This is a genomic window from Hymenobacter qilianensis, assembly GCF_014638675.1.
Lineage (GTDB): Bacteria > Bacteroidota > Bacteroidia > Cytophagales > Hymenobacteraceae > Hymenobacter > Hymenobacter qilianensis.
Map to the genome: position 1 here is coordinate 741,755 of NZ_BMFN01000003.1, position 12,915 is coordinate 754,669.

Annotated in this window: 9 protein-coding genes and 1 tRNA gene; 5 read left to right on the plus strand and 5 right to left on the minus strand. The window is 53.2% G+C overall.

Features of this window, described 5'->3' with window-relative positions; genetic code table 11:
• Positions 1-48 precede the first annotated feature (48 nt).
• Positions 49-4,149, minus strand: a complete 4,101-nt coding sequence (locus tag IEW06_RS17425; protein WP_229743159.1) for a PAS domain S-box protein — start codon at positions 4,147-4,149, stop codon at positions 49-51.
• A 199-nt stretch (positions 4,150-4,348) separates the two neighbouring features.
• Here IEW06_RS17425 and IEW06_RS17430 point away from each other — a divergent pair, with 199 nt between their 5' ends.
• Positions 4,349-5,425 (plus strand): glycosyltransferase, encoded by a 1,077-nt coding sequence (locus IEW06_RS17430; protein ID WP_223284953.1) that lies wholly within the window; start codon positions 4,349-4,351, stop codon positions 5,423-5,425.
• A 2-nt stretch (positions 5,426-5,427) separates the two neighbouring features.
• Positions 5,428-6,390 carry a tRNA (adenosine(37)-N6)-dimethylallyltransferase MiaA gene (miaA, locus tag IEW06_RS17435; protein WP_188548663.1) on the plus strand — a complete coding sequence of 321 codons (963 nt, stop codon included), beginning with the start codon at positions 5,428-5,430 and terminating at the stop codon, positions 6,388-6,390.
• A 6-nt stretch (positions 6,391-6,396) separates the two neighbouring features.
• Here miaA and IEW06_RS17440 read toward each other — a convergent pair whose 3' ends face one another.
• Together IEW06_RS17440 and pfkA are read right to left on the minus strand one after the other, a co-directional pair.
• Complete coding sequence (locus IEW06_RS17440; RefSeq protein ID WP_187731579.1) at positions 6,397-7,119, minus strand: hypothetical protein; 723 nt, start codon at positions 7,117-7,119, stop codon at positions 6,397-6,399.
• Between the two features lie 52 nt (positions 7,120-7,171).
• Positions 7,172-8,143 carry a 6-phosphofructokinase gene (gene pfkA / locus IEW06_RS17445; protein ID WP_187734286.1) on the minus strand — a complete coding sequence of 324 codons (972 nt, stop codon included), beginning with the start codon at positions 8,141-8,143 and terminating at the stop codon, positions 7,172-7,174.
• A gap of 242 nt (positions 8,144-8,385) precedes the next feature.
• On the opposite strand from pfkA, the gene IEW06_RS17450 reads away from it, so the two are divergent.
• The 3 genes from IEW06_RS17450 to IEW06_RS17460 all read left to right on the plus strand — a co-directional run bounded on the left by IEW06_RS17450 (position 8,386) and on the right by IEW06_RS17460 (position 11,348).
• A complete protein-coding gene (locus IEW06_RS17450) occupies positions 8,386-8,844 on the plus strand; it encodes a tellurite resistance TerB family protein (protein ID WP_187731578.1) in 459 nt (152 codons plus the stop codon).
• A gap of 69 nt (positions 8,845-8,913) precedes the next feature.
• Positions 8,914-9,681, plus strand: a complete 768-nt coding sequence (locus IEW06_RS17455; RefSeq protein ID WP_187731577.1) for an MBL fold metallo-hydrolase — start codon at positions 8,914-8,916, stop codon at positions 9,679-9,681.
• A 104-nt stretch (positions 9,682-9,785) separates the two neighbouring features.
• Positions 9,786-11,348 (plus strand): NFACT RNA binding domain-containing protein, encoded by a 1,563-nt coding sequence (locus IEW06_RS17460; protein ID WP_188548664.1) that lies wholly within the window; start codon positions 9,786-9,788, stop codon positions 11,346-11,348.
• A 95-nt stretch (positions 11,349-11,443) separates the two neighbouring features.
• Here the strand turns inward: IEW06_RS17460 and IEW06_RS17465 are convergent.
• Positions 11,444-11,526 (minus strand) — tRNA-Leu (locus tag IEW06_RS17465).
• A 251-nt stretch (positions 11,527-11,777) separates the two neighbouring features.
• Entirely contained in the window at positions 11,778-12,446 is a 669-nt protein-coding gene (locus tag IEW06_RS17470; RefSeq protein WP_187731575.1) for a Dps family protein, read from the minus strand.
• Between the last annotated feature and the right edge of the window lie 469 nt (positions 12,447-12,915).

Here is a 12,915-nt window from a genome sequence, read left to right on the forward strand (position 1 = left end):
GATGAGGTGGAGAGAGAAAAGACCAGAAAATATTGGGTATAAGATGAATTAGACTGCTTGGGTAACTTCAGGGTAAGTTGAAACGAACTCCCTAAAGTAACGCAACAAGGAGGAGAAACGCTGCTCAATGCCGGTAAACTTACCTTCTTTAATAGTATGTTCCAGACTCTTAGCGCATTCGGCCAGCTTATTTATGCCCAGCGTGAAGCCTGTGCCTTTCAGTTGGTGTAAATGGGGCAGAATCAGCGCGTACTCTTTTGCCTTAACCAGTGCCATGGCCTCATCCAGCAGTTGGCTTACCTCCCGCTCAAAGTCATCGTAGAGCTGTGCCGCAAATTCATTGCCGCCCAGCTGCCGCAGCTGCTCCAGCACGGCGGTATCAATGCTGCTGGCTGTGTCTTCGGGCAGCGGCTCCGCAACCGGCGCGGGCGCAGGCACAGGTTCGGGTTCCTGCACGGCTGCCTCTACACCCACGAGGCGCGGAGTCGTGGCAGGCTCCATCGTTATCGTGGTCCAGCGCCGCAGCACCGCGTATAGGTCCTGGGTTTTGACGGGTTTCGACACGTAATCATCCATGCCTTCCTGCACAAAGCGCTCCGCGTCTTCCTTCATAGAATAAGCCGTCATGGCCACTACGGGGGGCGTTTTTTTGCCTAAGCGCCGCCGAATCTCGTTCATCGCCGTCACGCCGTCCATCTCCGGCATCTGGATGTCCATGAAGATGACATCGTAGGTAGCCTTCGGATCGGTGGCTTTGCTGATGGCTTCGAATCCGTCGCTGGCCACGTCAATCTTGCAGCCCAGACGGTCGAGCAGCCGCACGGCTACCTTTTGGTTAATTGGGTTATCATCGACGAGCAGCACCTGGGGGGCATTTGCGAAGTGCGATACTTCCTGCGTTCGCTCGCGGGCCGTGATGCGCTCCTGTAAGATCTCGTCCTCATTGCGCGCCACCGTGCACTGAATAGTAAACCAGAACGTGCTGCCGACGCCTTCATTGGATATCACGCCAATTTCGCCCCCCAGCAACTCTGCAAGCTGCTTGCTGATAGCCAGGCCCAAACCGGTACCACCGAACGACTTGGTCGGTGTGGTATCGAGCTGGGTGAAATTGGTGAAGAGCAGTTTCTCATTCTCCGACGAAATTCCGATGCCGGAGTCCTGCACCGCGAAGCGCAGCGTGTGGTTGTCGCCATCCGTCGATACCGACGACACCTGAATATTCACCAGCCCTTGCGAGGTGAACTTGATGGCGTTGGAAGTGAGGTTTGATAATATCTGAAGCAGGCGCGTTTCGTCGGTGTGAATGAAGCGCGGCGTGTGCGGCGTCACGTTGTATTTGAACTGCAGATCCTTCTGGGCCGCGCGGTTCGAGAACAGCGAGTGCAACTTGTCAAGCGTGTAAGACAGGTCAATACCGGACTCGCTGAGCTGAAGCTTACCCGCCTGTATTTTCGACAAGTCCAGAATATCATTCAGAATAGCCAGCAGCGCATCCGACGACTTGCGTAGCGTATCCACATAGTCTTCCTGCTCCTCACTTGCTACCGTCTGGTGCAAAAGGTCAATCATGCCGATAATGCCATTCATGGGCGTCCGCAGCTCGTGGCTCATGTTGGCCAGGAACTGGGTTTTAGCATGCAAAGCGGCCTCCGCTTCATTTTTAGCCCCCCGCAGATCTTCCTGAATTTGATTCAACTCAGTAATGTCGCGCGCAATACCTTCTGTCCCGCTCATCGCCCCCGATACCGCACGGGCATTGATGAGCAGCGGTACTGCGTGCCCATCTTTATGCCGCAGAGCTGCTTCGAAGTTGCGCAGCGCCCCTACAGTTGAAACTTCAAGTAGCAGTCGGTCACGATCTATTGGGTTTACATAGTAATCCACAATGCGCTTACCCAATACCTCTTCCGGCTTATAACCCAGCACATCATACACCGAGGGACTCACGATAGTGATAATGCCCTGATCATCAGTGCGGTAGTAGATATCCTGGAAGGACTCGAAGATAGCCCGGAATTTCTCCTCCTGAGCTGCGAGTTCCAGTTGCGAGCTCTTTGTCGCCGTGATATCGTGGGCCATGCCCGAAATCTCCTCGAAGGAGCCGTCGTCGAGGTAAATTGGGTTGAGGTAAATTTCCCGCCACGTATCCTGACCACGAGCATCGCGCAGGCGCACTTCGAATCGTTGAGCCAGGCCCTGGAAGGCTTTTTTGTAATTCTCCTGAAAAATATCGTGCGCCTCCTCGTCCATCATGGCCATATCAGCCTGCCAGAGGTTCACATTCAGCGCCGGGTACACACCGTTGCGCCGCAGGAAATAGGCGGCATAGTTGCGGTTGAAGGACGTGAGACGCGAATGCATATCCACGGACCACATCAAATGGGAGCCGCTTTCGAAAATAGCGTTCAGACGCGCGTTCTGCTTATTAATCATTTCCTCATTGCGCTTACGCTCAATTGCCAGGGCTACCTGGTTGGAAATAAAGTGCAGAATCTCAATATCAGTCGTCGCGTAGGCGTCAGCTTTATGATAATCCTGCACGGCAATCACGCCGATGATACGCTCCCCAATGCTCAGCGGAGAACACAGCATTACCTCCGGCATCAGGCCAAAAGCGGTAATGGTACCATCCGCAATCAGATCGTGTAGCTCCTGCTTCAGCAAAAACTGCGGACGCCCGGTTTGGATGATATATTCCGATACGCCCGTTGAGAACGGACGAGCGCCCATGCCCCGGCTGCCCTGGGAGTTTTGATCCACGAAATACGCAAACTGCAACGTGGTGCGGGCGTCGTCGCAGAGGGCAATATAGAAGTTATTGGTTTCGATAATCTTGCTTAGCTCCCGATGAATTGCGCCGTAAAGCGAGTTCAAATCTTTGGAGCTAATGGCCAGATTAGCAATGCTGTAATAAACCTTCTGCAGACGTTCCGCCTTGATGCGGTCGGTAATATCATGCAGAATGGCGCGGGTCGAAACCGGCTCGTTATCCTGCCACGAGCAGGAAATACTGCCGATCAGGTGAACCGGCTTGCCCGTCTTGGTCAGGAATACGGTTTCAAGCTTATTCACCTTCTCCCCCTTGTACAGGTTGCGCAGCTGATAGAGCAGCTTAGCTTTGTAGTAAGGGTGCACTACCTCGTTGAGAGTCAGCTGAGTAAGATCATCGTCGGTGTAGCCTAGCTTTTCTTTCCAGGCTTTGTTCACAAACAGAAAGCGGTTGTCAATGCTCAGATTCTGAATCAGATCGTGGGCATTGTCGAGGAAGTCTTGGAGGCGGTTGCGGTTGTCGGTGAGGGCGCGGGCGGCCACCAGCCGGTCGGTGTGGTCGCGGCCCACAAAAAAGGCCCCCGTCACATTTTGATCAAAGTCGCGGGCAAACTCTACGTGCCAATGCACCAGCCGCGTCTGGCCCAGCTTGGTTAAGAGCGGAAACTCGCACGCATCAGCAACGCTCTCCTCTTTGATGTTTTGCAGAAACGCCTGGCGGCTCAACTCCTGATCGGAGGCCGGCGGGAACAGATCGAAATAGTTTTTTCCGATCAGCTCGGCACGCGAGTACTCAGTGAAATCCAGAAAGAAATCATTGACATCCTGAATGATACCTTCACGGTTCACCAATACATACGACAGATCGGTGCGGCTTAGCACATCACGCAATTGCTGCTGCGTCCTATCGGCCTGCTGGCGCTGCTCGCTGGCCTCGTGGCGACGACGACCCTTGGTTACGTCGCGCAGGGTGAGCTGCACGCGCAGGCCCACGGGCAGCTGAATGCGGTGAAGCGTGACCCAACCATCTATCATGACATGATCGGTGCGCCGGCCATGCCACCACTTCGAGAATCGCTCACCCGTCCGAGCTGTCAGCAGTACTGCTTCGCGAAGCATGAGCTCTGAAAGCCAGTGATCCTGACGTTCATCGGCTGGCGGCATGGCAAAGGCCATCAGGCCGGAAGTCAGCAGCATAGGCCGCGTGGTGCCCAGCATGCGTAAAGCCGTCTGGTTGCAATCTACCAGTCGGCCCTGCTCATCATAGAGTAATAATCCATCATATGCATCGTCGAACAGGGTGCGGTAGAAGTCGGACTGGGCCGGCATGGCTCCCAGCGCGGAAGGAGGAAGCGATGATGCGGAGCGAATAGGCATTGCAAGAGGTAGCACCGGCAGGTCAACTCAAATTAAACCACCGGCCGGTACGCGGTTTAACTTCTAAATTTGTCAAAAATATATCAAAAACTGCGCTTTACCATTTGCTTTCGCCCATCGGTAACTAGCGTTTTGTGCCCGCTTTCGTATGCGTCCTTTGCTCTTTGCGGTCACCACCGATTTAAACTATGATCAGCGCATGCAGCGAATTTGCGGCAGTTTAGCTGCTCATGGCTACTCTGTGCTTTTAATCGGGCGCGAATGGCCGCACTCTCAGCCTCTTAGCCCCCAGCCATACAAGCAGCATCGTTTACGGTGTTTATTTAAAAAAGGCAAGTTATTCTATTTAGAATATAACTTAAAATTGTTTTTGTATTTAGTTCGGCAGCGAGCATCCGCGTGGTGCGCCATCGATCTGGATACGGCGCTTCCTATGTGGCTGCGGGCTAGGCTGGGTGGTCAGCCTTTTGTGTATGATGCGCACGAGTTATTTACGGAAGTACCTGAGGTTGTGGGTCGTCCGATAATAAAACGCGTGTGGCAGCAGGTAGAGAAATTTATTGTACCGCGGGCTACCTTAGCCTACACAGTTGGTCCAGCTATAGCTGATTGGTTTGTGCAACAATACGGCCAACCATTTGCCGTAGTGCGCAACATAAGCCGTCTAGAGGTAGCAGAATTGCCCCCCATGCCCATGGCAGCCCCTGCCAACGGATATATTCTCTACCAAGGAGTGTTGAATGAGGGACGTGGCCTGGAAGCACTCCTCGATGCAATGCCCCAGGTAAAAACTCGCTTGGTAATTTGTGGGGAAGGCGACTTATCTGCTTCGTTGCGGGAGCAGGCTCAGAAACTAGGGCTGCTGGCCAGCGGGCAGGTTGAATTTCGGGGGTTTGTACTGCCCGACGAGTTACGGCTAATTACGCAGCAGGCATCTTTAGGCATTATGCTGCTCGAAAACCGGGGCTTGAGCTACTATTATTCTCTGGCCAATAAGTTCTTCGATTATCTGCACGCCGGTGTGCCTCAGCTCATTGTGGACTTCCCGGAATACCGCCGCCTCAATGATTTGTACGACGTGGCGGAGGTAGTAGAGCTAACGCCCGATGCCTTAGCCGCAGCTATCAATCGGCTATTGTTTGATGACCCTGAACGTTATCATCAGCTAGCTTCAAACTGCCGCCGAGCCCGCCTTGAGCTGAACTGGCAGCGCGAGGAGCAAACTCTGTTGGTACTCTACGCTACCTTACTCCAACCGGCTTCTGTACCGGCCTAGCTATGCTCAATTCTTTGTCAAAAAATGCCCCCCAGCGCCCCACGCTCCTTGTAGTGACTGGTCCTACGGCCGTGGGCAAAACGGCGCTGTGTGTTCGCCTAGCCCAGCACCTGCAAACCGTTGTGGTATCGGCCGACTCGCGGCAGTTTTTTCGGGAACTGAGCATTGGCACCGCCAAGCCTACCGCTGCCGAAATGCAGGGCGTGCCTCACTATTTTGTTGATTCACACTCTATTGCAGAGGATTATAACGCGGGCCGCTTCGAGGTAGATTGCCTGACTCTGTTAGAGCAGTTATTTCAGGAGCACGCTGTTGTTATTCTGACAGGCGGCTCGGGTCTGTATTTGCAGGCTGTGACGGAAGGCTTTGACGTGATGCCACCCATCGAGCCTGAGGTGCGGGCTGGTTTGCAGCAGGAACTCGCTGCGCACGGCTTGGAGCCACTGGTAGCCGAGTTACTGGCTACCGACCCCGTTACCTATGCCCGGCTTGACCGCCAGAATCCCCAACGAGTGCTGCGTGCCTTAGAAGTTACACGCGGAACAGGTCAGCCGTTTTCAAGCTTTCATGCGCAGAAAAATGCCCCCCAGCGCCCATTTCAATCTCTGAAAATTGCCCTTACGCGGGAGCGGGAAGAACTGTACGCCCGCATTGATCAGCGCGTTGATGAGATGTTGGCGGCGGGCCTGCTTGCGGAAGTAGAATTGGTAGCTACACATCGACACCACAACGCTTTGCAAACCGTGGGGTATCAGGAAATATTTGGTTTTCTGGACGATAAGCAGGACTGGCCTGAAACCGTGCGTCTTCTTAAGCGCAACACCCGCCGCTACGCCAAGCGCCAACTCACCTGGCTGCGCCGCGACCCGGCTTATCAATGGCTGCACCCTGATACCGCGGAAGAGGAAATCATGGCGTTGCTGACCGCTCAAGTTAATGAAGAGCCGAGCAAGAAAGCGGATTAGATAGACTTAAAAGCGGCGGCCTACTTTGAATTGCAGGGCTAGGAGTGAATTGCCAAACGTATCGTTTTGAAACGAGGTTTTGCCGCCAATCAGCCAATCTTGTGTCTGACCAAGCCGGACATCAAAGTTGAGAGAGAACATATAGCCGGCATGCACACCCTTTTCGTGGTCTAGGTCTAAGCTGGTTTCATTGGTGGCAAAATCAATGTGATTCTGCGGATAACCGTATCGGTTAGAGTAGCCTACGTAGCCGCCGCCACCCACAAAAAAGCGGGCTTGTCGATCATTCCCAAATGGATACAGATAAAATTCATGCTCCAGATTAGCCGTATGATAGCTCTGCGATAAGGGCACATTTACGCCGGTACTCCCCGGTTTCTGCGGATTATATACCGTTTGAATTCTCTCTTCGCTACTACCACCGGCAAAAGCCAAACGTGTACCTGAGCCGAAGTATCCTAAAAAAGGCATTTCGTATTCCAAATGCGCTTTTAGCATCTTATAATCGCCGGTGCCCATCATGGCCGTTCCCACTCCCAGTTGAAGCGTTCCTGGGGAGCTTGTGTTGGTTGACTGGGCGCTGGCTGAAGAGACAGCTACAGTGAGTATAAAGGCAAAAATAATACGGCGATACAAAGTCATAGGTATGGATTGAAGAAGTATAAATTGTAAAAAAGGAATACGGCACAGCAATGTATTATATAAATATATATTTAAGGTAAAGGGCACAAAAAAACGCCCTTTCGGGCGCTTTTAATAAATACTCAGACTTATCCGGCTTTTATACGGACAGAATCTCTACCATTCGCATAAAGCTTTGATTAATAAGCTTTTTCTTATAAATGGTTTCGTGAAAAGGCGTGTAAACCAGCTTGCGGTCTACGATGCCGGCCATCACGTTATGCATGCCATTCATCAGGCCTTCCACTGCTGCAATGCCTATCTGGGAGCCTAAAAGCCGATCGGCGGCAGTTGGGGAGCCGCCGCGCTGCACGTGGCCGATGATGGTCACGCGGGTGTCAAGTTCAGGAATGGCTTCTTTTACTTTGGCCGCTACAGTAGTGGCGTTATTTTCTTCGTCGCCCTCAGCTACAATGACGATGAAAGAAGTTTTGGAGCGCTTCCAACCAGTTCGCAAGGTATCAATGACCGCTTCCGTCGACATCTGCGTTTCCGGAATCATCACAATTTCGGCCCCACCGCCAATAGCGCAAGGAATGGCGATATAGCCTGAGTCGCGGCCCATTACCTCAATAAAAAAACAGCGGTCGTGCGAGTCGGCCGTGTCACGTATTTTATCAATGGCTTCCAGCGCTGTATTCACGGCCGTATCGTAGCCGATGGTGTAATCAGTGCCGTAAAGGTCGTTATCAATTGTGCCGGGCGCGCCTACTGTAGGGATTCCGAACTCCTGCTCAAAGAGCATGGCCCCGGTAAACGTACCGTTGCCGCCAATAGCTACCAGGCCGTCAATTTTATGATTGCTAAGTTGGTCGAAGGCCTGCTGCCGCCCTTCTTTGGTCATGAATGTCTGGCTGCGGGCTGATTTGAGCAGTGTGCCACCTTTCTGCACCGTGTTTGAGACCGAGGCTGAGTCAAGCTTCACGATTTCTCCTTTAATCATGCCCTTATAGCCGCGCATGATACCATAAACCTCAATACCGTGGTACACGGCCGTGCGCACTACGGCACGGATACAGGCATTCATGCCGGGCGAATCGCCACCACTGGTAAAAACTGCAATACGTTTCATCATTAATCAAAATTGAAAGCTGCCTAAAGCGGCGGGGCAAAGGTGGCAAATACAAGCTAATATTGCAGCAGTCAATGGCCGAGTTCTAAAAAGCCCCCCACGGCTGGCTGTTTTTTGGCCATCTGCGTAAAGGGCGCTATTGGAACCTTCGGGCCAACCTCCTACCTTACCATTTGGTCGGAGCCTGCGTTTCGACTAACCATGCCGTTCCCATCCCACCCTGTACTTAAGCAACGCTCTGTATGTTTGGTTTTTTTGAAAATGAGCAAACCAAGAAGATCAAAAGCCATATCGTGAACTTGGCCGCGCTTGCTAAGGCCGATGGGCATATTGATGAGCGGGAAATGAGCTTTATCGTGGCTATTGGCCAAAAAAACGGTATGCGCCCTGCTGATGTGCGGAGTGTGGTGGCTAATTCAGGCAGCGTAAACATGCTCCTGCCCGATAATGACTCCGAGCGCTTCGATCAGATATTCGATTTGGTGGATATGATGCTGGCCGATGGCGTGATCGATGACCACGAGATGGAGTTCTGCGTTGATATGGCCTGCAAGCTGGGCTTTCGCAAAGCTATTGTGGGGGTGCTGGTGCGCAAAATCTCGCTGGGTGTGAAAGATGGCCTGCCCCGCGAACAGATTAAGGAAGAAACTCAGGCATTTTTAAATTTCAACGAGCAAAACAGCGGTGCTGGCTGCGACTAGCAGGTAGGCCGTATCTTGGCCGTTGTATTGTAGCTGGTCGGCACGCCCGACAGCTGATTTTTCTCTGGCATGCAAATTACCATTCTCGGTTCGGGCACCTCGCAGGGCGTACCCGTCATTGGGTGCCACTGCGCCGTTTGTCGCTCCCTGGATTATCGTGATAAGCGCCTGCGCGTGTCGGTGCATGTGGCTGTGGGGGGCAAAAGTATCGTCATTGACTCGGGCCCCGACTTTCGCCAGCAAGTACTGCGGGAGCGGGTTGACCACCTCGATGCGCTGCTGTTCACCCATGAGCACAAAGACCACACGGCCGGGATGGACGACATCCGCTCCTACAACTTTAAGCAGCAGCGCGATATGCCTGTGTATGCGGAGCAGCGGGTGCTCGATCAGCTGAAACGGGAGTTTGCCTACATTTTTGCCGAATACAAATACCCCGGTGTGCCCCGCGTGCAAACCATTCCCATTCTGGACGACCAAAACAGCTTTTCGGTCGAAGGCATTGAGGTGCATCCCATCAGAGCCTTACACTATAAGCTCCCAGTACTGGGCTACCGGATCGGGGATTTTACGTACCTGACCGACGCTAATTACATCTCACCGGCCTCCATGGAGCGGATTCGGGGCTCGCGCGTGATTGTGCTGAACGCTCTGCGGCGGGAGCCGCATATTTCGCATTTCTCGTTGCCCGAAGCCGTAGATATTCTTACGGATTTAGCCCCCCAGCGCGGCTATCTGACGCATATCAGCCACCTGTTGGGTCGGCACCGCGACGTAGAAGCCGAATTGCCGGAGTTTATCCGGCTGGCCTATGATGGTTTAAAGATTGAGATGTAGCCTCTAGCTATCCTTGTCTGCATTTCGTGTATTGTCGGCACCAACTCATAGAATTGGCTGCCTAAATACTTACATCTTCCGCTGTCGGGGCATCATCATCATCTGTGCATAATAACTACTATTTCCTGCGCCAACTCGCTCCTGCTCTAGCCGCGCAGCTTTCGGGCTACGAGGTGGCGGCCTGCTTTTCGCAGGAAAAAGACGAACTGGTTATTGGCCTGACGAATGGCGGCGCTGAGTTTTGGCTTAAAGCGCAGCTTACGGCTTCTTTTCCGGTTCTGGCGCTGCCCACCAGCTTTCACCGTACCCGAACCAACTCCGTTGATCTGCTGCCGGATTTAGTGGGCCGCACCTTGGCCGGCGCCGGTGTTTTCCCCAACGACCGGGTGCTCACCCTACAGTTTACCGACGGCGCCTCCCTGCTTTTCAAGCTCTACGGTCCGCGGCCGAATGCTATCTTCCGCCCCGCCCCTGATGCACCCGCCCAGCTGTTTCACCAACGCTATACCACCGACGCTGAATTAGCCCCCCAGCCTGATGCTGTAGCGCCCCGCCAAGCAGCTGACCCGCTGAAAAGCTATCCGGCGCTCGGCGATTTGCCCCCCCGCTACCTGCGGGCGCATGGCTCCGATTCGGCACCTGAAGCTGAAAAAGAACGCAGAGTAAAGAAAGTGGTAGCGCTTCTGGAAAATCCGCCGCACTTCTACATCATTCAGCTGGAGGGTCGTACCCGCCTGAGCTTGCTGCCCTTAGGCGAGATTGAGCAGACCTTACCGCCCGACCCAGTGGCGGCGTTGCGTGCGTTTGTGCCGATGTTCCTGAGTCGGCGGGCATACGAAACGGAATCTCGACAAGTACGGCAGCAGCTGGAGCGGCGGGCCGAAGAAGCAACTATCAGCGCCAGCCAAGCCCGCGCCCGCCTGCATGCCCTGGAGCACGGCGCCAGCTACCGCCAGACCGCCGACCTCATTATGGCCCATCTCACCCAGATTCCGGCCGGGGCTGCGCAGGTGGAAGTCGTTGATTTTTATCAGGATAATCAGCCTCGTATCATCAAGCTCAAGCCCACCGAGACACCCCAGCGCACGGCCCAAAACCTTTACCGTAAAGCCAAAAACCAGCAAATTGAAACGCGGCAGCTACAGGAGCGCGTAGAGCGCCGGGAGGCCGACGCCCTTTGGTGCTTGGAGCGCCTGGAGGAGCTGGGGGGCATTTTCGACTTGCGCGCCCTGCGCACCTGGCGCAAAACCCACGACCTGCAGCCCGAGACCAAGGCCAAGGCTGCTACTGAGCTGCCATTCAAAGTATTTGAAGATGAAGGCTTTACCATTCTGGTCGGGCGCAACGCAGCCAATAATGACTTGCTTACCCAGCGGTATGCCCACAAAGAAGATCTCTGGCTGCACGCCAAGGACGTAACCGGCTCCCATGTGGTTATTCGGCACCGGGCGGGCCACGCGGTGCCGGCTTCGGTGGTGGAGCGTGCCGCTCAGCTGGCGGCCTGGTACTCGCGTCGGCAGCACGATTCGCTTTGTCCGGTTACCGTTACACCCAAGAAATTTGTACGCAAGCCGAAAGGCGCTTTGCCCGGACAAGTACTGGTAGAGCGGGAAAAAGTAGTGCTAGTGGTGCCCGCTAACCCCTTTGAGCGCGTGGGGGGCAAATAGTTGCGCTCCCGTAAAGAAGCTGCCCTATAGGCTTACAGTCCTTTATGTTGTGCAACAAAAAAGCCCGACCAATTACGGTCGGGCTTTTTTGTTTGTGCGCGCGGGGAGATTCGAACTCCCACACCCGGAGGGCACCACCCCCTCAAGATGGCGTGTCTACCAGTTTCACCACGTGCGCAGTAGGCTGACAAAACGCTTAATTCCGAAAATCTGCGTTTTCGGCTTCGCTGAGGCGGCGAAGTGGGCACAAAAGTAGGCACTCGAAAGGCCCTACGCAAATGCCAGGCAGTATTTTTTCACTATTAAAGGCTTGATGGAATTGCTGGGGGGCTTTTTTAGATGCAGCGCAGTTTCATTCTGACAATAATACGGCGGCCTCTCTCATTGGAAAGGCCGCCGTATCATCAACTTGTGTTATTCGAGCGCTGGCTACGAACGAGCCAAAGGCGTGTCAACTACATGTTCTGACACAAACCAGGTTTGGAGCTCGTTGGTCCGAATCAACTGACTAACAATCAGGTCATTGGTGCCATCGTCGCCAGATTCGTCGGCTTTCTTGGCAAACTCATGGCACTCTTTCAGAATAATTTCGTGGGCCTCAAGCAAGCGCGAAACCTGCACGGGTGCTTCTTCCCGGTCGCGGGGCGGACGCGGAATATGAGTTGTTTCGGCAATATCGGCAGCCATGGCTAAGCTTACGCCTCCCAGCAGTTGAATGCGTTCTGCAATAGCGTCTACCAATACACTTTGCTCTTCATAATGCTTATCGTAAAGCAAATGAAGCTGGTAAAAAGTAGGTCCTACGACCTGCCAATGATGCTTTTTGTACAGATCACGAATCGTAATGGTGTCTACCAGCAGTTGATTGAGCATGTCAACGCTCTGCTGGCGCACTTTCTCCTCCAGTCCTACTGGCATGCGAGGAGATACAACCCCAAATTTTTGAATAGCGGCGGCGCGTTGGTTTACAATAGGCTGCTCCACATTGCCGGGCTGAATCTTGCCCTGATTAACAGCGGCGCCATTCGATTTTTTAGGTGCGTCAGCCGCCGTTTTTTTGGCAGCGGCCGGCTTCTTATCAGTGGTTTTGGTTGCCATAGAAAGGTGAGATTTGAAAACAAAAAGGAAACGGGCGCAGGCGCTTGGCTGGTAATTCAGCAGTCCATTTCCGCTTCTTGTCAATACGCAGGGTTGCCCCGCAGGTTAGCACGATCTGCTTATTTACTGTCAGCTTTTAGTAAAAAGCATCATGCGTATATCACCCCATCAGCGAGCTTACTTCAGCCAGTAATAGTAGCCCTCTCCGTTTACTACGGCTGCTACTTATGTACCTAAGGAGCAAATAGAAGCAAAATACTAAAAGCTGCTACCTGAATCAGTATTTTGCTAGGTGCTGAAACATGTCACATACGACACAATTAAGGGCTAGTTGCCAAAACCAATGTTTTTTCAATAAAATATGCCCAATGAAAAAATATGCCCATTTATTAATCCATTTCCTATATTTTCCTCGTAACAAAAGCTATATAAAAGTTTAGCTTTGCAGACCTTCTTCGCCTTTCAGACA

Coding starts and splice junctions, on each gene's coding strand:
- IEW06_RS17425 (WP_229743159.1), bottom strand. CDS start 4,149: ATGCCTATTCGCTCCGCATCATCGCTTCCTCCTTCCGCGCTGGGAGCC.
- IEW06_RS17430 (WP_223284953.1), top strand. CDS start 4,349: ATGCAGCGAATTTGCGGCAGTTTAGCTGCTCATGGCTACTCTGTGCTT.
- miaA (WP_188548663.1), top strand. CDS start 5,428: ATGCTCAATTCTTTGTCAAAAAATGCCCCCCAGCGCCCCACGCTCCTT.
- pfkA (WP_187734286.1), bottom strand. CDS start 8,143: ATGAAACGTATTGCAGTTTTTACCAGTGGTGGCGATTCGCCCGGCATG.
- IEW06_RS17450 (WP_187731578.1), top strand. CDS start 8,386: ATGTTTGGTTTTTTTGAAAATGAGCAAACCAAGAAGATCAAAAGCCAT.
- IEW06_RS17455 (WP_187731577.1), top strand. CDS start 8,914: ATGCAAATTACCATTCTCGGTTCGGGCACCTCGCAGGGCGTACCCGTC.
- IEW06_RS17470 (WP_187731575.1), bottom strand. CDS start 12,446: ATGGCAACCAAAACCACTGATAAGAAGCCGGCCGCTGCCAAAAAAACG.